General features: G+C 64.4%; 23 protein-coding genes. 20 read left to right on the plus strand and 3 right to left on the minus strand.

All coding sequences use genetic code 11. From position 1 onward, the window contains the following. Positions 1-146 precede the first annotated feature (146 nt). Together istA and istB are read left to right on the plus strand one after the other, a co-directional pair. On the plus strand, positions 147-1,169 hold the full coding sequence (istA, locus tag CDN36_RS01695; protein WP_053299169.1) for an IS21 family transposase: 1,023 nt from the start codon (positions 147-149) through the stop codon (positions 1,167-1,169). Next, the gene (gene istB, locus CDN36_RS01700) at positions 1,166-1,951 is read left to right on the plus strand and encodes an IS21-like element helper ATPase IstB (protein ID WP_006397377.1); all 786 of its coding nucleotides are present in this window, start codon (positions 1,166-1,168) and stop codon (positions 1,949-1,951) included. The genes istA and istB overlap by 4 nt, the downstream gene beginning before the upstream one ends. Positions 1,952-2,004: 53 nt before the next feature. On the opposite strand, the gene CDN36_RS01705 is transcribed toward istB, so the two are convergent. The 3 genes from CDN36_RS01705 to CDN36_RS01715 form a co-directional block, all read right to left on the minus strand. Next, positions 2,005-3,210, minus strand: coding sequence for an IS256 family transposase (locus CDN36_RS01705; protein ID WP_287495863.1), 1,206 nt, complete (start codon positions 3,208-3,210; stop codon positions 2,005-2,007). A gap of 391 nt (positions 3,211-3,601) precedes the next feature. Beyond that, positions 3,602-4,648, minus strand: coding sequence for a phage portal protein (locus CDN36_RS01710; protein WP_039220592.1), 1,047 nt, complete (start codon positions 4,646-4,648; stop codon positions 3,602-3,604). Then, the gene (locus CDN36_RS01715) at positions 4,648-6,399 is read right to left on the minus strand and encodes a terminase ATPase subunit family protein (RefSeq protein ID WP_006416670.1); all 1,752 of its coding nucleotides are present in this window, start codon (positions 6,397-6,399) and stop codon (positions 4,648-4,650) included. Before CDN36_RS01715 ends, CDN36_RS01710 begins: the two co-directional genes overlap by 1 nt. Positions 6,400-6,548: 149 nt before the next feature. Here CDN36_RS01715 and CDN36_RS01720 point away from each other — a divergent pair, with 149 nt between their 5' ends. From CDN36_RS01720 to CDN36_RS01805, 18 genes are all read left to right on the plus strand, one after another. After that, complete coding sequence (locus tag CDN36_RS01720) at positions 6,549-7,370, plus strand: GPO family capsid scaffolding protein (protein ID WP_006416683.1); 822 nt, start codon at positions 6,549-6,551, stop codon at positions 7,368-7,370. A gap of 37 nt (positions 7,371-7,407) precedes the next feature. Then, the gene (locus CDN36_RS01725) at positions 7,408-8,427 is read left to right on the plus strand and encodes a phage major capsid protein, P2 family (RefSeq protein ID WP_006416656.1); all 1,020 of its coding nucleotides are present in this window, start codon (positions 7,408-7,410) and stop codon (positions 8,425-8,427) included. Continuing rightward, positions 8,424-9,110, plus strand: a complete 687-nt coding sequence (locus tag CDN36_RS01730; RefSeq protein WP_006416678.1) for a phage terminase small subunit — start codon at positions 8,424-8,426, stop codon at positions 9,108-9,110. Before CDN36_RS01725 ends, CDN36_RS01730 begins: the two co-directional genes overlap by 4 nt. A gap of 104 nt (positions 9,111-9,214) precedes the next feature. Next, the gene (locus tag CDN36_RS01735; protein WP_105765309.1) at positions 9,215-9,691 is read left to right on the plus strand and encodes a head completion/stabilization protein; all 477 of its coding nucleotides are present in this window, start codon (positions 9,215-9,217) and stop codon (positions 9,689-9,691) included. After that, positions 9,691-9,933, plus strand: a complete 243-nt coding sequence (locus tag CDN36_RS01740; protein WP_006416667.1) for a hypothetical protein — start codon at positions 9,691-9,693, stop codon at positions 9,931-9,933. The genes CDN36_RS01735 and CDN36_RS01740 overlap by 1 nt, the downstream gene beginning before the upstream one ends. Continuing rightward, entirely contained in the window at positions 9,933-10,145 is a 213-nt protein-coding gene (locus CDN36_RS01745; protein WP_006416676.1) for a tail protein X, read from the plus strand. Before CDN36_RS01740 ends, CDN36_RS01745 begins: the two co-directional genes overlap by 1 nt. A 2-nt stretch (positions 10,146-10,147) precedes the next feature. Next, positions 10,148-10,522, plus strand: coding sequence for a putative holin (locus tag CDN36_RS01750; RefSeq protein ID WP_035952833.1), 375 nt, complete (start codon positions 10,148-10,150; stop codon positions 10,520-10,522). Then, positions 10,522-10,842, plus strand: a complete 321-nt coding sequence (locus tag CDN36_RS01755) for a phage holin family protein (protein WP_006401820.1) — start codon at positions 10,522-10,524, stop codon at positions 10,840-10,842. The genes CDN36_RS01750 and CDN36_RS01755 overlap by 1 nt, the downstream gene beginning before the upstream one ends. Further along, positions 10,835-11,635 (plus strand): N-acetylmuramidase domain-containing protein, encoded by an 801-nt coding sequence (locus tag CDN36_RS01760; RefSeq protein ID WP_006416662.1) that lies wholly within the window; start codon positions 10,835-10,837, stop codon positions 11,633-11,635. The genes CDN36_RS01755 and CDN36_RS01760 overlap by 8 nt, the downstream gene beginning before the upstream one ends. Continuing rightward, positions 11,632-12,123 (plus strand): hypothetical protein, encoded by a 492-nt coding sequence (locus CDN36_RS01765; protein WP_105856146.1) that lies wholly within the window; start codon positions 11,632-11,634, stop codon positions 12,121-12,123. The genes CDN36_RS01760 and CDN36_RS01765 overlap by 4 nt, the downstream gene beginning before the upstream one ends. After that, entirely contained in the window at positions 12,120-12,530 is a 411-nt protein-coding gene (locus CDN36_RS01770) for a phage tail protein (RefSeq protein ID WP_006416691.1), read from the plus strand. Before CDN36_RS01765 ends, CDN36_RS01770 begins: the two co-directional genes overlap by 4 nt. Then, the gene (locus CDN36_RS01775; RefSeq protein ID WP_006416674.1) at positions 12,530-12,979 is read left to right on the plus strand and encodes a phage virion morphogenesis protein; all 450 of its coding nucleotides are present in this window, start codon (positions 12,530-12,532) and stop codon (positions 12,977-12,979) included. Before CDN36_RS01770 ends, CDN36_RS01775 begins: the two co-directional genes overlap by 1 nt. A gap of 482 nt (positions 12,980-13,461) precedes the next feature. After that, positions 13,462-14,166, plus strand: coding sequence for a phage baseplate assembly protein V (locus CDN36_RS01780; protein WP_035952850.1), 705 nt, complete (start codon positions 13,462-13,464; stop codon positions 14,164-14,166). Beyond that, positions 14,163-14,540 carry a GPW/gp25 family protein gene (locus CDN36_RS01785; RefSeq protein WP_059939075.1) on the plus strand — a complete coding sequence of 126 codons (378 nt, stop codon included), beginning with the start codon at positions 14,163-14,165 and terminating at the stop codon, positions 14,538-14,540. Before CDN36_RS01780 ends, CDN36_RS01785 begins: the two co-directional genes overlap by 4 nt. Beyond that, positions 14,537-15,442, plus strand: a complete 906-nt coding sequence (locus CDN36_RS01790) for a baseplate J/gp47 family protein (RefSeq protein WP_035952854.1) — start codon at positions 14,537-14,539, stop codon at positions 15,440-15,442. The genes CDN36_RS01785 and CDN36_RS01790 overlap by 4 nt, the downstream gene beginning before the upstream one ends. Beyond that, positions 15,435-15,989 carry a phage tail protein I gene (locus tag CDN36_RS01795; protein WP_006416657.1) on the plus strand — a complete coding sequence of 185 codons (555 nt, stop codon included), beginning with the start codon at positions 15,435-15,437 and terminating at the stop codon, positions 15,987-15,989. Before CDN36_RS01790 ends, CDN36_RS01795 begins: the two co-directional genes overlap by 8 nt. 2 nt (positions 15,990-15,991) lie before the next feature. Then, on the plus strand, positions 15,992-17,602 hold the full coding sequence (locus tag CDN36_RS01800) for a phage tail protein (RefSeq protein ID WP_006416637.1): 1,611 nt from the start codon (positions 15,992-15,994) through the stop codon (positions 17,600-17,602). Between the two features lie 10 nt (positions 17,603-17,612). Beyond that, entirely contained in the window at positions 17,613-18,449 is an 837-nt protein-coding gene (locus CDN36_RS01805; protein ID WP_006416672.1) for a tail fiber assembly protein, read from the plus strand. The last annotated feature ends 15 nt before the right edge of the window (positions 18,450-18,464 follow it).

The raw sequence follows: 18,464 nt of genomic DNA on the forward strand, positions 1-18,464 counted from the left end.
GATCTCATGTCGGTTGCTTGCATGAATCCGAGTTGAGGGTGGTGCAGAAAATTTCAAGTGCGCAAGGGCCGGATCAATAATACTGACCCCTGGCGCCGAGGTAAAACTGACCCCCTGGGCGATGATGGCGGCTTTTGGCCGCCAAGATGTTGACCCAGGAGCAATCATTGGAGATTCGAGTACTGGCCCGTCAGGGCCACGGCATCAAGGCGATCGCGCGAGAGTTGGGCGTGTCGCGCAACACAGTCAGGCGATACCTGCGCGGTGAGGCGACGCCTCCCAGCTACGGCCCGAGGGCTGCGCGGCCACGCAAGCTGGACCCGTACACGCAGTACCTGCGAGATCGCATCGAGGCGGCCCATCCGCACTGGATTCCGGCGACGGTTCTTCTGCGCGAGATCCGTGAACACGGTTACACGGGCGGCATTAGTCAGTTGAAGGCGTTTCTGGCGCCGTTGAAGGTTCGTCCCGCCGAGCCTGTGGTGCGGTTCGAGACCCCACCCGGCAAGCAGATGCAGGCCGACTTCACGACGATACGGCGAGGCCGCCATCCGCTGAAGGCCTTCGTCGCCACGCTGGGCTACAGCCGCGCCACCTTCGTGCTATTTTCCGAGAGAGAAGACAGCCCGGCTTGGCTACGCGGCTTACGTGAAGCATTTGTTTATTTCGGCGGCGTGCCCGAAGAGGTTCTTTTCGACAACGCCGGTACGGTCGTCACCGAACGCGATGCATACGGCCAGGGTCAACATCGCTGGCACCCAGCACTTGCCTCGTTGGCCGATGAGTTTGGCTTTCGTCCCAGGCTGTGTCGACCCTATCGAGCCAGAACCAAGGGCAAGGTCGAACGGTTCAACGGCTATCTGAAGAGCAGCTTCGTCACCCCGTTGGCTGCGACGCTGAAGACGGCCGGCCTGCTCCTCGATGTCGATACGGCCAATGCCCATATCGGCCGCTGGTTGGCAGAGGTGGCGCAGCAACGCATCCACGGCACGACGGGTGAGAAGCCCGAAGTGCGCCTTGCTCACGAGCGACATAGTTTGATGAGCCTGCCCAGGGCGTTCGCTACGCCGCCGGCCGTTACCGTAAAAACTGCAGATACGGTGATTCCGCACGAGAGCCTGCAGCACCCGCTGTCGGTGTACGGCGCCTTACTGGAGCATGCCGCATGAACCTGCAGCACGCACGCATCGCCGAGCTCTGCATCCAGCTCAAGCTCGAGCGCATCGCGGCCGACTGGGCCCACCTCGCACAGCAAAGCGCCGACGAGCAAGCAAGTTTCGCCGATTTCCTGGAGAAGATCCTGAGCGGCGAACACCAGGCAAAACTGGAGCGCAGCCGCTCGACCTTACTGAAGATGGCAACGCTGCCAGCAGTCAAGACGCTGGAGCAATACGACTTCGCCTTCGCCAGCGGCGCACCCCGCGCGCAGATCCAGGAACTGGCCAACCTGGCATTCATCGACCGTGCCGAGAACATCGTCTTGCTCGGACCCTCCGGCGTGGGCAAGAGCCACGTGGCAATTGCCCTGGCATATCGCGCCACCATGGCTGGCGTGAAGACCCGCTTCATCAGTGCCGCCGATCTCATCCTGCAGCTGAACGCGGCACATCGGCAAGGACAGCTCAAGCAGTACTTCAATCGAGCCGTGCTTGGCCCACGTCTGCTCGTCATCGACGAGATCGGCTACCTGCCCTTCGGGCGCGATGAAGCAAATCTGTTCTTCCAGGTGGTCGCCAAGCGCTACGAGCGAGGCAGCATCATCTTGACCAGCAACCTGCCCTTCCCTCAATGGGCCAGCGCCTTCGCCGACGACCAGACGCTCACGGCAGCCATGCTCGACCGCCTTCTGCATCACGCTCACATCGTGCAGATCAGTGGCGAAAGCTATCGGCTCAAGGACAAGCGCAAAGCCGGCAACAGCCCGGCTCGGGCTCGGACTGCTGCCCAATAACCCTTCAACCCCAGGGGGGCAAATTTACTTCGGCGCGAGCGCCGACAAAGGGGTCAGTTTTCAACCGGCGTTGACACATGCGCAGCACTTCCCCAATTCGCGGTGATGTTGCGCAAGGCCAGCCAGATGAGTTTGGTGGCGGCCTCGTCGCTCGGGAAGTGACCACGGGTCTTGATGATCTTGCGCAGCTGCGAGTTGATATTTTCAATCGCGTTCGTCGTGTAGATAATCTTGCGCACGCCCGGCGGAAACGCAAAGAACGGGATCACGCGATCCCAGGCGTTGCGCCACGCGCTGCTGACGGTCGGAAATTTCTGGCCCCACGGCCCATCCGCAAACGCATCGAGTTCGGCCTGAGCCGCTTCCGCGCTGGGAGCGGCGTAGATCGGCTTGATCGCCGCGGCCAAGCCCCGGCGGTCCTTCCAACTGGCGTAATCGAGGCTGTTGCGGATAAGGTGGACGATGCAGGTCTGCAGCGTGGTGGCCGGGAACACGGCGGCCAGCGCTTCGGGCATGCCCTTGAGCCCGTCCGTGACGGCAATCAGGATGTCGTGAACGCCGCGCGTCTTCAGATCGTTGAATACCTTCATCCAGAATTTGGCACCCTCTGTATTCTCGATCCACAGGCCCAGGATTTCCCGCGTGCCGTCAGGCAGCACGCCCAGCGCCAGGTACACCGCCTTGTTGCGCACGACGGCGTCTTCGCGAATCTTGACCCGCAGTGCGTCGAAAAACACGACCGGATACATCGGCTCGAGCGGTCGGGCCTGCCAGGCGGTTACTTCGGCCATGACCTCGTCTGTCACTGAGCTGATGAAGTCGGGCGAGACCTCGGTGCCGTACTGTTCCAGCAAGAAGCCCTGAATCTCGCGTACGGTCATGCCTCGGGCGTACATGGCGACGATTTTGTCGTCGAAGCCCGTGAAGCGCCGTTCGTGCTTGGGAATCAGGATGGGTTCGAAGCTGCCGTCGCGGTCACGCGGCACCTCGATACGGATCGGACCGTCTTGGGTCAGAACCGTCTTGGCCCCTTTGCCGTTGCGCTGATTCGTGGCGTTGGCCGGCTTGGCAGCACCGGGTGGGTAGCCGAGATGATGGCTCATCTCGCCGCCCAGTGCCCGTTCGATCAGCGCCTTCTTGAGCGCCAGCGTTGCGGCATTGATGGCTTCAGCCGTCATCGGACCGTTGCCGAACTGCTCAAGCAGCTCGGCAGGAATCGCCGGCAGAGCCGCCGGCTGGGCTTTCGGTTTGCGAGGCATAAACTCTCCTTGGGAGCATGTTATGCCTTAAACACAAAATTCCTGACAGGCCCAGGTACTCCCGCACACTCATCGCTCGCGGCTGCTGCGAACTACCATCGCTGTTGACCATGTAAATCTTGGCGGTGGCTTGTTCCGCCAGTAGGACGACCTGAACAGTTTTACTGCTGACAACTGTCTGCATGCACACGGTTGTCATTGCTCCCTCCTGGTGAAACCGACTTTACGCTCGGAACAGCATGCTGTTATAACTATGACAAAAGGCCCGGCGTATTATCAATCTTTTGGAGTACCACCTCGAGACCGGCGCGACCTAAGATTATTTTTCTGCCCCTGTCTCTTCAGTAGGAGTGGGGCAAGCGCCCCACTCCTAATATCGGCCACGCAAAAGCTATAGGACCGGCGTGTGCCGGCGAAAGCGGACGACCTCGACGCCTAGCCAGTCGTTCACCTCCTGCAGCCGCGCTTTTAGCGGCTCGATCTCGAGTTCGTTGAACACCTCCGCCGCCTTACGAACGTCACCGAACCCTCCAGCGTTCGACGGGATGATGCCCATCAGCTGCGGCGGCACCCGGTGCGCCGCGAGCTGATCTTCTACCGTCACCTTCTTGATGTTCCAGAATTCGTCCTTCGCCGCGACCTCGCCGATCGGCAACAACTGGATGCCGTCCTTCTTGCCCTTGGGCGCGTACATGAACAGGTTCCGGAAGTTGCCCGGCCCCTTCGCGTTGCGCAATGCCTCGCGCAGATTGTCGACGTCCTCCTGCTTCTCAGCCGCGTCGGTCATGTACAGGATGAATCCCGCATGGCTGCCGTTCTTGTAGTACCGCCGTCGGAACAGTGTCGCGCTCTCGTTTAGCCACGTCGAATTCAGCGCCGAAAGGTATTCGGGCAGCCCGTAAATCTCCTGGTTCAGATCCGGCTCGTATAGGTGATAGACCGCGCCCGCGGGAAACGCGTGCGGCTCGCGCACGTTCGTCACGAACCAGTACTGGCCCGGCTCGATCCCGACCCGCGTGTATTTCGCGAGCGAGCATTTCAGAGCCATCGGCTGGCCGAGCCGATTCGTGCGCAGCTCAAGGTAGCTGTTCGCGAAGACCAGGTACTCGAGCACGAACCGGCTGAAGTCCGCGCGCGACAGCAGCGGATGTTCGATGTAGGACTGCACGAGGATGTTGCGCTTCACGTAGATGGCCGAGCTGTGATGCGGCGCTGCGCGAAACGACCGAGCGAGCCCGTCCAACGGCAGCGGCGGCTCGTACCAGTTCCCCATCTGCATGCACTCGGCGTAGTCGAGCAGCTCACGTCGGTCGAGCACGGCAACCGGGTCACCGAACGAGAACACTTCCGCGTGCGCCGGCGCTGACTGCATGTCGCCAGCCGGCTCGCTGCGAGCGTGTGCGCGGCGCGCGGCGCCGCGTCGATACTTGCGTGACATCAGAAAATCTCCATGAATCCGGTGTTGGTACCTGTCGCCCCCTCGAGCGGCTCGTTCGCGAGCGCGTGCATGCACGCCCAAGCCAAGTCGCCGTGGCTCGCCTCTTCCGAGCGGCTTGCCTTGTACGTGACCTGCAGGCCGCTCGGCGTGATCGTCTTCTTGATCGCCATGAACGACGCGGCGAGATCCTTCCAACCCGAGTCGAATTCGAACCGGCCCTTGCGGATCACGTTCTGCGCCTTCATTACGAGCGCCGTCTTGATCTCGACCGAATAGTGGAACGGCGTCGCGGCCGGGAAGAACTTCGTGACGAGCTGGTAGACGCCCTGCCCGATCCCGGTCGTATCGATGCCGATGTAGGTGACCCGATAGCGCCGGGTCAGCGCCTCAATCTGACCGGCCTGCGCCTCAAAGTCGAGGCCGTGCCACTGGAACCGCTCGAGCACACGAAACTTCCCGCCCGGATATTTCGGCGGCGCCACGACGACGCAGCCGGCGCTGTCGCCTGTATGCGACGGGTCGTAGCCGATCCACACCTCTTCGTCGCCGAATGGGCGCAGATACAGCGGCTTGAAGTCGTCCCACACTTCCCAGGTATCGACCATGCAGGGCTGCAGCGCCGACAGCGGAAACACCGACAGCGAGTCGTCGATGAACTGACACAGCAGCAGGTTCGCGTATTCGTCGGCGCTGTATTCGAGTTTCAGGCGCTCGAGGTCGAACAGGTTGCAGCCGCCGCGCACGGCGTCCTCGACGGTCACGATCTGCCGCCACTGGCCGTCGCCGCACGCGCGGCCCGCAGTGAGCGCGGCATTCGAAATATCGATCGACACGCGCTGATCCTTCGGGCGGCCGCGATTGAACAGCGCGCCAGACCAGAACGGATACGCGTCGTGTGCGAGGCTCGACGGCGTCGAAAAATACGTCTGGCGCCACTGCGAGTGGATCGCCATGCCTGACGCGACCTTGCGCAGGTCCTGAAAGCGCGGCACCCAGAAGTACTCGTCGAAATACAGGTTGCCGTGGTAACTCTGCGCGGTGCGCGCGTTCGTACCGAGGAAGTACAGCGTCGCGCCGTTCGGCAGCACGATCGGGTCGCCCTTCATCTCAACGCCCACCGTGTCTTTCGCGAACTGGACGATGTACTGACGGAATACGTGCGCCTGCGCCTTGCTGGCCGACAGGAAGATTTGATTGCGGCCGGTGTTCAGCGCGTCGAGCAATGCCTCGCGCGCGAAGTACCAGGTCGCGCCGATCTGCCGGCTCTTCAGGATGTTGCGGATCCGTTCCTTGAAGCCCGCGCGATACCACGTGCGCTGATAGTCGAAGATCGATTCGAGGAATGCATCGTTCAGCTTCTCGATCTGCTCGTCGGTGAATGCGTTGCGCTCGTCCGCGCTCCGCGACCGTCTCGCGCTGCCCGCGCTCCCGGATTGGCTCACCTTCGCGTCGTTCGCCGGGCGCGCGCGCAGCCGGTCGAGCTGACGCGTCAGCAGGTCGATCTCTTTGAAGTCGCGCCCTTCTTTCTTCTCCTTCACGACGAGCCGAATCAGCTGCGCCTCGATCGACAGCGCGACGCGATCAACCGGCTCGGTCTCGTCCCATCGATCGCGCCGTTTCCAGCTGTACAACGTGGCCGGCTTCTCACCGAGCATGTCGGCGATGCGCGCGATGCGATAGCCCTGCCAGTAGAGATCACGCGCACGTCGGCGTGGATCAACGTCGGATGAATCGATGAGAAGTGCAGTCATGCGGCAAGGCTACCGACGCGCGCGCGCGAGTCCTACTGCCACCGGTTGTACTCGTTGCATACACAACCAATGTTCATTGCGACGCCACCGCGAACTGCCGACACTGAAATCCCTGAATACAGCTCCCCGCCCTCTCAGAGGTTTCGCACATGGCACAGGACACGAAGAAGACGAAGTTTTTCCGGATCGCGACCGAAGGCGCGACCACGGACGGCCGCACGATCGATCGCGCGATGCTCGAACAGATGGCCCGCTCGTACGACCCCGCGGTGTACGGCGCGCGCATCAACATGGAACACATTCGCGGGCTTTATCCCGATGGCGCGTTTCGTTCGTATGGCGACGTGATTGCGCTGAAGGCCGAAGAGCAGGACGGCAAGATGCGTCTGCTCGCGCAGCTCTCGCCGACCAAGGATCTGATCGCGATGACCACCGAGCAGCGCCAGAAGGTCTACACGTCGATGGAGGTCGACCCGGACTTCGCTGGCACCGGCGAGGCGTATCTGGTCGGTCTGGCCGTCACGGACAACCCGGCGAGCCTCGGCACGGAGATGCTCGCTTTCAGCGCGAAGAACCGTGCGTTCGACACGCGCAAGCTCCGCCCTGAAAACCTCTTCAGCGCCGCGGTGGAAGCCGACATCGAGCTTGAGGACGACGCCCCGGCGCGCGCACGCGACGCGGCGCGTTCGCTGTTCTCCAAGGTCCGCAGCCTGCTCAATCGCAAGGAAGCGTCCGACGATCAGCGCTTCTCCGATCTCTCGCAGTCGGTCGTGGCGGTCGCCGAAAGCCAGAGCCAAGTGCTCGATCAGGTCGAGCGGTTCAGCAACGAGCTGGCCGATGTGAAGCGCGCGCTGAAAGACGCTGAAGCGCGTCATTCCGATCTGGTGCAGAAGCTCTCGCGCACCGATAGCGATCGGCAGCAACGGCCGACGTCGACGGGCGGCGACAACGCCGTGCTGACCGACTGCTGATCGACCTCACCACCCATTTTCGTAAAACGGAGAATCCATGCGGAACGACACCCGCGCGCTCTATAACCGCTACGTCGAGCGTATTGAACAACTGAACGGCATCAGCGATGCGACGAAGAAGTTTTCCGTCGTGCCCAGCGTGCAGCAAACGCTCGAAACGAAAATTCAGGAATCGAGCGCATTCCTCTCTCGGATCAACATCCACGGCGTCGAGGAAATGGAAGGCGAGAAGATCGGCCTTGGTGTCTCCGGCCCGATCGCGAGCCGCACCGATACGACCAAGCGCGCGCGTGAGACGCGCGACGTCTCGGCGCTCGACAACCAGAAATACCGCTGCGAGAAGACGAACTACGACACCCATATTCGCTACCAGCAGCTCGACGCGTGGGCGAAGTTTCCGGACTTCCAGGCGCGTGTGCGCGATTCGATCATTGTGCGCCAGGCGCTCGACCGCATCATGATCGGCTGGAACGGCGAGCGCGTCGCGGCCGACACCGACCTCGCAGCAAACCCGCTGCTGCAGGACGTGAACATCGGCTGGCTGCAGCAGTATCGCAACAACGCGAAGGAACGCGTGTTCTCCGGTGCCAAGGTGGGCAAGGGCGAGGAATTCAAAAACCTCGACGCCGTCGTCACGCTCGCGCGCAACGAGTTCCTCGACCCGTGGTACGCGGAAGACCCGAATCTCGTCGTGATCTGTGGGCGCGAGCTGCTGCAGGACAAGTATTTCCCGCTCATCAACCAGGCGCAGCCGTCGACCGAGACGCTCGCGACCGACATCGTCGTGTCGCAGAAGCGACTCGGCAACCTGCCGGCCGTCACCGTCCCGTACTTCCCGGCTCACGCGCTGATGGTCACGCGACTGGACAACCTGTCGATCTACTGGCAAATCAGCGCGCGCCGGCGCTCGCTGAAGGAAGTTCCCGAGCGCGATCGCGTCGAAAACTACGAAAGCTCGAACGATGCGTACGTGATCGAGCAGTACGGCGCCGGCTGCGTGGTCGAAAACATCCAGCTCGTCGACGACGCACCGGCTGCTGCGCAGGGTGGTGCATGACGAACCCGTTCCGCCAACACTTCCAGCGCACTGTCGCGGCGAAGGCCGCGCGCGGCACGCCGGCGGGCGTCGGCGGGCTGCGCGACGACTCGGCGTACACGCTGATGCTGGCGCAGCTCGACGAGCATCGCCGCGCGCTGAAGGCCGTCGAGTCGCTCGAGCGCAAGGCCGATCTGAAGCGGCAATTCCTGCCGACGTACGACGCCTGGGTCGCGGGCGTGCTGGAGGGTGCCGCCGGCGCGCAGGACGACGTGCTGATGACGATCATGGTCTGGCGCGTCGACGTCGGTGACTTCCGCGGTGCGCTGGAGATCGGCGCGTACGCGCTGCGGCACGGCCTGCCTCTGCCGGACCAGTACAAGCGCAGCACACCGTGCCTGCTCGTCGAGGAATTCGCCGAGGCCGCGCTGCGCGCGCATCGCGCAGGCGAGCCGATCCAGGTCGAGCCGCTGCTCGAAATCGAGCAACTGACGACGGGCGCCGACATGCCCGATGAAGTGCGCGCGAAGCTGCACAAAGCGATCGGCTACGGGCTCACCGCCGCCGAGCCGGCGCGTGCCCTGGACCACCTGCGCCGCGCGCTGCAGCTCTTCGCGAACGTCGGCGTGAAGAAGGACATCGAGCGGCTCGAGCGCGAGCTGAAAAACTCTGCCAGCGGGGGCCAGCGCGGCCCCGATGGCTGAGACCGAGCGTACCCCGCGCACCGGGCGGCACGGGGCCGTAGCCGGCGCTGGCCGCGCGAAAGCCCCGTCCACCGCCTCACCTTTTCAACATGACGAGCCCGACCATGTCCTTTGTCTCGACCCCGCCGCTGGCGCAGCCGCCGCATACGGCGGCGCCGCCGATTGCGAACGACGCGTTCTACCCGGACGTGTCACTCGAACACGCACGCGACACGATGCGCCTCGACGGATCTGTGACCGATGCCCGTTTGCGGCACGAGCTGCTCGCGGCGATCGCGAGCGTCAATGACGAATTGCGCACGGCGCGCACGGCGTGGCGCGATGCCGGCTTCGCCCGGCTCGCCGATGTACCGGCCGACCAGCTCGACGGCGAAAGCGTCCTGCTGCAGCACTACCGGCGCGCCGTGTACTGCCTGGCGAAGGCGACGCTCATCGAGCGGTACCGCGATTACGACACGACCGGCGACGGCGCACGCCGCGCCGACGATCTGGAGCCTCAGAGCGACGAACTACGCCGCGATGCGCGCTGGGCGATCAGCGACATCGTCGGCCGGCCGCGCGTGACCGTGGAGCTCATCTGATGCGAGCAACGTACCGAATCCGTCGCCTGCCGCAGGACCGCGTCATTGATGGCCGACACGTCGCGGCACCGTTGCAAGTTCAGCGCCGCATCGCGGGGCTCTTCTGGCGCGAAATCGCTCTGTGCTCCGACCTCGACACTGCGTCGTTGATGCTGCGGGCCGCAGTACGCGCGCGTCGGCTGGCGTCATTGAAACCGCGGCTCGTCGCCCATTACGGTGCGGACGGTCAGGAGCTGTCCTGATGTGGGTGCGCGCGCTCCAGGGCGAAACCGTCGACGCACTGTGCTGGCGCGTGCTCGGCCGCACGCGCGGTGTCGTCGAGGCGGTGCTCGAGCTGAACCGGGATCTCGCGCAGTACGGCCCGATCCTGCCTCACGGGCTGCTCGTCGAGCTGCCCGACGAAGTACCGCAAGCGGCGCAATCCGGCGCCGAGCGGCTCCAGTTATGGGACTGAGAATGGCTGAACCTATTTCCACGTCGTCCGCGACGGCCGCGGCGCTCGGTGTCGCGACGCTGTCGCTGTTTCCCGGCGTCGACGCGAATGTCGTCATGGGCGCCTTCGCCGGCTCGCTGCTGTTCGTGATGACCGCGGCCGACCCATCGATCCCTAAACGGGTCGCGTTCTTCGTGATCTCGTTCGTGGCCGGATGCCTGACCGCGGACCTGTTCGCAGCCGGCCTCGACGTCGTGCTTCCCGCGCGAATCGTAGTTCACGCCGGCATCGGCGCGCTGATCGCCTCGGCACTCGTCGTGAAGCTGCTGCTGTGGCTGATCGCGCAGGCCGACGCGCCCGACCGGTTGCTGAACGTGTTCAAGGGGAGGGAAAAGTGATGCTCACGGCCGTCTACGTGCTGCTGTGCGCCGCGCTCGCGCTGCGTCTGGTGATTTTTCGCCGCGGCACGAGCGCCCACCGACCGCTCGCGTCGTGTCTCGCCTACGCACTCGCGGTTGCCGCCGGCGCCGCGCCCATTCGCGCCGCGTTCGGCATGCTGCCGCCGGCAAATGTGGCTGACACCGTCCTCGTCGGCGTCTTGTGCCTGGCCGTGTACGGCGTGCGCGGCAACGTCGTCGAGCTGTTCCACCGCGGCAATCCGCGCGACTCGCTGATCGCGCGTGTGCTGCAGTTCAAACCGTGGGGGCGCCATGTATAAAACCCTGCGCCTGGGCGACCGCGGCGCCGACGTCGCCTACCTGCAGCGTCAACTCATCGCGGCCGGCGCGCGCATCAACACCGACGCAATCTTTGGCAGCGCGACGCGCGGCGCCGTGGTTGCATTCCAGGCGTCGCACGGCCTGGTCGCCGACGGCATCGCCGGCCCGAAGACGTGGGCGGCACTGGCAGCCGGCCGGCGCGATCCGCGGCACCTGACTGATGCGGATCTACAGCGCGCGGCCGATCGGCTGAAGGTCGATCTCGCGGCCGTGCGTGCAGTCAACGAAGTCGAGTCGCGCGGCGCCGGCTTTCTGCCGGACGGCCGCCCCGTGATCCTATTCGAGCGGCACGTCATGTATCGGCAGCTCGCGGCCGCCGGCCTGGACGCCGACGCGCTCGCGGCGAAGTATCCGGGCGTCGTCAACTCGAAGCCCGGTGGCTACGCCGGCGGCACGGCGGAATACGCGCGCCTGGCGACTGCGTCGCAAATTTCCGCCGCGTGCGCACTCGAAGCGGCGAGCTGGGGCGGGTTCCAAATCATGGGCTTTCACTGGAACCTGCTCGGCTATCCGGACGTGTTCGCGTTCGTCGAAGCGATGAAGGTCAGCGAAGCCGAGCACCTCGAGGCGTTCGTGCGCTTCATCCTCGCTGACAAGGCGCTGCTCGCCGCTCTGCGCGGCCGGAAATGGGCGAAGTTCGCCGAGCTGTACAACGGCCGCGATTACGCCGATCACCTGTACGACGTAAGGCTCGAACGGGCGTTCGACCGCTACAGCCGGGCGGCCGCATGATGGCCGGCACCCGCATCCTCATCGGCAGCTGCGTCGTGCTGACCGCTGCGTCCGTCGTCGTCACGATTCAGCATGCGCGCCTGGTCAGCGCTGGTCAGCACATCGATGCGCTCGAGCGCGACGTGCGCGAACGGATAGCCGAGCGCGACGCGGCGCGTCGCGACGTGAAGATCGTCACGCGGTACGTCGACCGTGTCCGGGTCGTCCGCGAAAAGGGCGACACCATCGTCAAGGAGGTACCCGTTTATGTGGATCGCGAAGCTGATCGCGCCTGTGTTGCTCCTCTCGGGTTTGTGCGCGTGCACGACGCAGCCGCCGCCAATGTGCCGGTGGGACATCCCGGAAGTACTGATGCGGCCGCCGCGGGCGTTGCACTCTCTGCCGTCGCCGCGACCGTCGCCGATAACTACACCACCTGCCACGAAAACGCCGAACAGCTGATCGCTCTGCAGGCGCGCGTGCGTGACATCGAGAAGGAGGCGCCGTGAACAAACCGAACAGCCTGCGCGCAGCGCTGACGGCCGCCCTGCCCGAGTTCGCGCGCGATCCGGACCGGCTGCACATCTTCATCGAACACGGGTCGATTGCCGTCACCGCAGCGAATTCGCTGTCGTTCGAGTATGCGTACACGCTCGACATCGTCGTGACGGATTACGCCGGACATTCGGATCACCTGATGGTGCCGATCATCGCGTGGCTGAAGGTCCACCAGCCCGAGCTGCTGCTGAACCGCGACCTCTGCCGCGATGGGTTCAAGTTCCAGGCCGAGTTGCTCGACAATGGGAAGTCCGATGTCGAAATCCTGCTGAAGCTGACGGAGCGCGTCGGTGTCGCCGAGCGGCCGGACGGATTCGAGATCCGCCACTTTGGCGAGCCGCCGATCGCGGGAACGTGATGGCCGATCGTCTCTCGCGCGCTGAGGAATGGGCGTCCGGCCTGCTGGGCCAGCTCACGAGTGCGCAGCGTGCGCGCCTAGCGAAGGAACTCGCGGCCGAACTGCGCCGGCGCCAGTCGCGACGCATCGCAGAAGCCCGCAACCCAGACGGCAGCAGATACACGCCGCGCAAGCCGCAGGCGCGGCGCAAGAAGGGCCGCATCCGGCGCGCGATGTTCTCCAAGCTGCGCACTGCCCGCTTCCTGAAAACCGCCGCGAGCGCCGATGCGTCGGTGCTGCATTTCACGCGCGACGTCGAGCGCATCGCACGCGTGCATCAGGAGGGCCTGCGCGATCGGGTGCAGCGCAACGGGCCGATCGTGCAGTATCCGGCGCGCGAGCTGCTGGGTCTCGCGGACGCCGACGTCGAGCGCATCGCGGACATCGTCCTCGATTTTCTGGCGCGGTAGGTTTCGCGCGGTTGCGCAGCGGCGAACCCTCATTGCGCTACACCGAGAAAACATGTTTCATGCTGTCAACGCAAACGCACCCGCATACTTCCGGACTACTCCCGACACGTCGAAAAACGTCTGAATATTGGCGTGCATTACGTGCTCATCTGCAAATACGACGGTGTGATCATGTACCCACACGATTCCATAAAGAAGGACTTAGTACATATCAGAAATGCAATCCGGATTCTTCGCGCGTCACGAAACCAGTTCGCGTCGGAAACCCGGATTGCTGAACCAAAGTACTGGCGCAAGAGGCTCTACGCCATTCGCGATTTGGCCGAATGCCACAATTTGCGAACACTGCAGCTCGAAGCAGACGAACTGATACTTCAGACTGAAGAGCTCGAACGTTAGGTGACGAACAGCAGTGGTTGTCACAGGTTCCTGCACAACATCCAGTGCATGACCATCTCCCGCGCGCGCGGCATCCTTGCCGCATGGATGATTTTGCTGATCTGAATCGCCGCCTCGAAAGCCTGTTGCGCGAGGGCACCGTGATCGAGGTCGACCACGATGCCCGTCGCGTGCGCGTCGAGTCAGGCGGCCTGCAAACTGACTGGATTCGCTGGCTCGCGCAGCGCACCGGCGACAGCATCGTGTGGGATCCGCCATCGATCGGCGAACCCGGACTGCTGCTGTGTCCGTCGGGTGAACCGACCACCGGTCTGTTCCTGCCTGGGGTGTACTGCGACGGTCACGACGCGCCCAGCTCGAATCCGCACGAACACGTGCGCATGTACGGCGACGGCGCACGTATCGCATACGACTTCGCGGCGCACGCGCTCACCGCCACGCTGCCCGCCGGCGCGACCGTGCATGTCGTCGCGCCGGGCAGCGTCACGGTCGAAACCAACAGCGCAACCGTCAAGGCAAAGACCGTCACCCTCGACGCCGACGATACGACCGTGACGGGCGCGTTGCTTGTGAAGGGACCACTCAAATTCGAGTCCGGCGCCACAGGCAAGAATGGAGGCGGCACGGGCACGCGCGCCGTGATCGAGATCGAGGGCAGCGCCCACTTCACCGGCGTCGTGTCAGCAGACGTCGACGTGCAGTCGCAAAACGTGAGCCTCGTGAAGCACCCGCACCAGGCGCAAGGCGAATTCGCGCAGACCTCGAAACCGCTCGCGGGTGGCGCATGATCGGCATGAACGCACGCACTGGCCGCGCGATCGCCGGCCAGGCCCACATTGAGCAATCCGCCGCGGACATCCTGTTCACGCCGCTCGGCACGCGCATCATGCGGCGCGACTACGGTTCGCTTCTGCCTACGCTCATCGACGGGCCGGTTAATCCGCTGATGCGCATGCGGGTGATGGCGGCGTCCGTCATGGCGCTGGCCCACTGGGAGCGGCGGATTCAGGTCAATCAGGTTGATTTCGCCGCCACCGGCATCGACGGCGGTGCCGTGCTGGAGCTGCATGGCGAGCGCACCGACGGCCCGCGCGCCGGCACGCCTTTCTCCATGCGCCTGCCCACGACGAGTGGCCGCATTGCAGGTCGAGGCGCGGAATGAGAACGACGCCGATCGACCTGTCGCAGCTGCCGGCCCCGGACATCGTCGAAGAGCTGGACTACGAGACGATCCTCGCCGAGAAGAAGGCCCGGCTCATTTCCCTGTACCCAAAGGAACAGCAGGACGAGATCGCGGCCGCCCTCGAGCTCGAATCCGAGCCGATGGTCAAACTGCTGCAGGAAGGTGCCTACGAAAAAATGTTGCTGCTCGCGCTGGTGAACGAGAAGGCGCGCGGCTTGCTGCTCGCTTACGCGAAGCGCACGACGCTGGAGCACATCGGCGCGCTGTTCGATGTCGAACGTCTGCTGATCTCGGCCGGTGACCCGGACAACGGCATCGATCCGGTCTACGAGGACGACGACAGCCTGCGCGAGCGCATCCAGCTCGCGCCGCGCGGCTTTTCGGTAGCCGGCCCCGACGATGCGTACGTGTTCCACGCACGCGCGGCGGATGGGCGTGTGAAGGCGGCAACCGCCTACAGCCCGTCGCCGTGCGTGATGATCGTCACGATCCTATCGCGCGAAGGCGACGGCACGGCCAGCGAGGAACTGCTCGGCATCGTCCGGAAGAACCTCGAAAAGAAGCGCCCGCAGGCCGACGAGGTCATTGTCCAGAGCGCGAAGATCGTGCCGTACGCGATCCGCGCGACGCTGCGCTTCTTCAACGGACCGGACCGCGCCGTTGCGATCGCTGCGTCGCGGAAGAACGCCCAGCAGTTCGCAGATGCCATGCACCGTCCTGGTTCCGAGATCACGCTGGACGGCCTGTATGCATCAATGCGCGTGGCCGGCGTCCAGAAGGTGCTGCTCGACACGCCGGCCAACGGCGTGCCGATCGCGATCGACGAGGCGCCGTACTGCACCGGTATCGAGCTGATCGACGGCGGGGTAGCCGATGAATAAACCGACCCGTTCACTGTTGCCGCCGAACGCGACGGCGCTCGAGCGACGCCTGGCCGAAGCCAATGCGGACCTGCTCGACATCCCGGTCGAGCTCGACACGCTGATGGACCCGGACCGGATCCCGCTGCGCTTTCTGCCGTGGCTCGCGTGGCACATGGGCGTGGACACGTGGCGCGACGAATGGCCCGAGCAGGTCAAGCGCGCGCGTGTGAAATCGGCAATTCGCATCGCCCGCAAAAAGGGCACGGCCGACGCCGTGCGCGACGTCTGCGCGTCGTTCGGCGCGAACGTCGTGATGCGCGAATGGTTCGAGATGACGCCGCGCGGCGTGCCGGGCACGTTCGAGATCGTGATGACGGTAGGCAGTCGTGAAGGCGTGCCGGCCACCGCGCAGTACGTCGCCGACATTCGCGCCGAAGTCGATCGGGCGAAGCGGGGAACCGCGCACTACATCTTCAAGCAAGGCTACAGCGCGATCGGCACGCAGCACGTCGGCGCGGGTGCACGCGCCGCGGTCTATCGCCGGCTGTCCCTCTCGGAAACCTGAACATGGCTGGAAACCTCATCAACATTACCGACGCCGGACGCGCGGCGCTCGTCGCAGCTGGCAATACCGGCACGGTTGCCCGCCGCGTGACCGAAGTCGGTCTCGGCACCGCGGCATTCACCTTCGACAAGGGCATGAAAACCATGCCCGCCGAGCGCAAACGCGTGACCACGTTCGGCGGCGAAAACGTCGCGCCCGATACAGTGCATGTCGTCATCCAGGACGACACCGACGATCAGTATTCGCTGTTCGCGTACGGTCTGTACCTCGACAACGGTGTGCTCTTCGGCGTCTACGTTCAGGACACGCCCATTCTGGAAAAGTCTCCGGCGGCGATGATGCTGCTTGCGAGCGACATCGTATTCAAGTCGATCGACGCATCGCAGCTCCAGTTCGGCCCCGCCACGTTCCTGAACCCACCGGCGACGATGGACCGCAAGGGCGTCGTCGAGCTCGCGACGACGGAAGAGGTCGCCGCAGGCACTGACGCGACGCGCGCCGTGACGCCGGCTACGCTCAAGCCACGGCTCGACGCGAAGGCCAATCTTTCCGGCGCAGACTTTACGGGCCGCGTCAGCACACGGGACGTCGTGCATCTCGCGTCCGCACCGGGCGGAACCGGCGCGATTCTCGGCGCCGGCAATGGTGATGGCGCATCCGCCTCGACGACCAACGTCGCGTTGCGGTCGTGGTATGGCATCGGGTTCGCGCCAACGATCGACGGCATGCCCGTACCGCGAACAGAGTTTTCGCACTGGTTCGATACGCGTACCGGCAATACCGGCTTTCGCGGCACGCTCGACGTCGGCGGCCTCATTACGGCGCAAACGCCGCCATCGGGCGACGCATCGAAGCGCGTGCCAACGACCGAATGGGTTGTCGCAGCGATCGCGTCGGCCGGCATCGGCACGATCGTGTTCGAGCCGCGCACCAGCGTGCGCGCCGGCTTTCTGAAATTGAACGGCGCGCTCGTCAACCGCAGCGACTATCCCGCGCTGTGGGCGTACGCACAGGCGAGCGGCGCGCTCGTCGCCGAGTCGGCGTGGGGGCAGAACAATTGGGGGTGTTTCTCGACGGGCGACGGCGCGACGACGTTCCGTCTGCCCGAGCTGCGCGGCGAATTCTTGCGCTGCTGGGACGACGGCCGCGGCGCGGATTCTGCGCGCGGGATTGGCACTTTCCAGAGCTTCCAGAACGCATGGCATGCGCACGGGGCATCGTCGGCAGCCGTCGGCGACCATACGCACGGCGCCTGGACGGACGCGCAAGGCTGGCATGGTCACCACGGCTGGACGGGCGGCGGCGGCGGACACAATCACAACAACGGGATTTTCAGCCGCTTACTGCGGCCGCCTTACGGTGGGTCGCTAACCGGTTCCGACCAGGCCGGTAGCGGCTCCGAGCAGGCGGTCGGTGCAGGCGATTCGGCCGACATCGCGTGGTCCGGCGATCACGCACACGAGTTCAATACCGAAGGCTCCGGCACGCACAGCCATAACGTCGGGATCGGCGGCGCCGGCGCACACGCGCATGCCATTACCGTGAACGGGGACGGCGGCAACGAGGCCCGTCCCCGGAACATCGCCATGCTCGCCATGATTCGCGCTTACTGAAACGACACCTATGCTCATCCATCAATACGACGCCGAAACCGGACAGTACATTTCCAGCCATCTCGCCGACGTGGATCCGAAGAACCCGAATCGCTGGCTCGTGCCAGCGTTCAGTACGCTCGATCCACTGCCGGAGCGCACGCCGCGCACCTGGCCGTTTTACCGTAACGGTGCATGGACTCTCCTGCCTGATCACCGCGGACAGGTTCTGTATCGACAGGACACCGGCGAGCCGGCCGAAATCCTCGCGGCCGGCACGACGCCCGAAGCACAGGGGCTCACCGAAATTCCACGTCCGTCGCCGGAGCACGTGTGGCGCGACGGCGGCTGGGTCCTCGATCCCGCGCTCGTGGCTCAACGAGCACGGGAAGCAGCGATGGTCGAGTTCGAATCACGTATGGCGCGCGCGCGTCAGATGAACGCCGGCAAGGCGGACGCGTATGCGGCAGGGCTGTTGTCGATGGAGGAGGTGTATTACTTCCGCGCATGGTCGGCCTATCAACTCGATCTGGTGCGCGCGATTCAGTCGGACGGCTTCCCCGACACCGTGCATTGGCCCGACGATCCGGTCCCCTTCGAAGTCGCGTGCGAACCGGCGCTTGCGGAATTCGAGGCGCGAATGGCGAAGGCAAAGAGCTTTATCGACGGGAAAGCCGACGCGTATGCGGCAGGCGAGCTGTCGGACGAAGAGCAGTACAACTATCGCGCATGGTCTGCGTATGCCGATCGGCTCACGCATACGCTGAATCGCGAAACGTTCCCGAATGTGGTGTGGCCGAAGGAGCCGGCGCCGTATGTTGCGCCGTCGGTGCCGAGTGCGACTGCTGATGATGAAGGCGTGGCGTAAGCGCTCTGGAAGAGA

The sequence above is a fragment of the Pandoraea sp. CB10b_02 genome, assembly GCF_002216225.1.
Lineage (GTDB): Bacteria > Pseudomonadota > Gammaproteobacteria > Burkholderiales > Burkholderiaceae > Pandoraea > Pandoraea nosoerga.

Coding starts and splice junctions, on each gene's coding strand:
- istA (WP_053299169.1), top strand. CDS start 147: ATGTTGACCCAGGAGCAATCATTGGAGATTCGAGTACTGGCCCGTCAG.
- istB (WP_006397377.1), top strand. CDS start 1,166: ATGAACCTGCAGCACGCACGCATCGCCGAGCTCTGCATCCAGCTCAAG.
- CDN36_RS01705 (WP_287495863.1), bottom strand. CDS start 3,210: ATGCCTCGCAAACCGAAAGCCCAGCCGGCGGCTCTGCCGGCGATTCCT.
- CDN36_RS01710 (WP_039220592.1), bottom strand. CDS start 4,648: ATGTCACGCAAGTATCGACGCGGCGCCGCGCGCCGCGCACACGCTCGC.
- CDN36_RS01715 (WP_006416670.1), bottom strand. CDS start 6,399: ATGACTGCACTTCTCATCGATTCATCCGACGTTGATCCACGCCGACGT.
- CDN36_RS01720 (WP_006416683.1), top strand. CDS start 6,549: ATGGCACAGGACACGAAGAAGACGAAGTTTTTCCGGATCGCGACCGAA.
- CDN36_RS01725 (WP_006416656.1), top strand. CDS start 7,408: ATGCGGAACGACACCCGCGCGCTCTATAACCGCTACGTCGAGCGTATT.
- CDN36_RS01730 (WP_006416678.1), top strand. CDS start 8,424: ATGACGAACCCGTTCCGCCAACACTTCCAGCGCACTGTCGCGGCGAAG.
- CDN36_RS01735 (WP_105765309.1), top strand. CDS start 9,215: ATGTCCTTTGTCTCGACCCCGCCGCTGGCGCAGCCGCCGCATACGGCG.
- CDN36_RS01740 (WP_006416667.1), top strand. CDS start 9,691: ATGCGAGCAACGTACCGAATCCGTCGCCTGCCGCAGGACCGCGTCATT.
- CDN36_RS01745 (WP_006416676.1), top strand. CDS start 9,933: ATGTGGGTGCGCGCGCTCCAGGGCGAAACCGTCGACGCACTGTGCTGG.
- CDN36_RS01750 (WP_035952833.1), top strand. CDS start 10,148: ATGGCTGAACCTATTTCCACGTCGTCCGCGACGGCCGCGGCGCTCGGT.
- CDN36_RS01755 (WP_006401820.1), top strand. CDS start 10,522: ATGCTCACGGCCGTCTACGTGCTGCTGTGCGCCGCGCTCGCGCTGCGT.
- CDN36_RS01760 (WP_006416662.1), top strand. CDS start 10,835: ATGTATAAAACCCTGCGCCTGGGCGACCGCGGCGCCGACGTCGCCTAC.
- CDN36_RS01765 (WP_105856146.1), top strand. CDS start 11,632: ATGATGGCCGGCACCCGCATCCTCATCGGCAGCTGCGTCGTGCTGACC.
- CDN36_RS01775 (WP_006416674.1), top strand. CDS start 12,530: ATGGCCGATCGTCTCTCGCGCGCTGAGGAATGGGCGTCCGGCCTGCTG.
- CDN36_RS01780 (WP_035952850.1), top strand. CDS start 13,462: ATGGATGATTTTGCTGATCTGAATCGCCGCCTCGAAAGCCTGTTGCGC.
- CDN36_RS01785 (WP_059939075.1), top strand. CDS start 14,163: ATGATCGGCATGAACGCACGCACTGGCCGCGCGATCGCCGGCCAGGCC.
- CDN36_RS01790 (WP_035952854.1), top strand. CDS start 14,537: ATGAGAACGACGCCGATCGACCTGTCGCAGCTGCCGGCCCCGGACATC.
- CDN36_RS01795 (WP_006416657.1), top strand. CDS start 15,435: ATGAATAAACCGACCCGTTCACTGTTGCCGCCGAACGCGACGGCGCTC.
- CDN36_RS01800 (WP_006416637.1), top strand. CDS start 15,992: ATGGCTGGAAACCTCATCAACATTACCGACGCCGGACGCGCGGCGCTC.
- CDN36_RS01805 (WP_006416672.1), top strand. CDS start 17,613: ATGCTCATCCATCAATACGACGCCGAAACCGGACAGTACATTTCCAGC.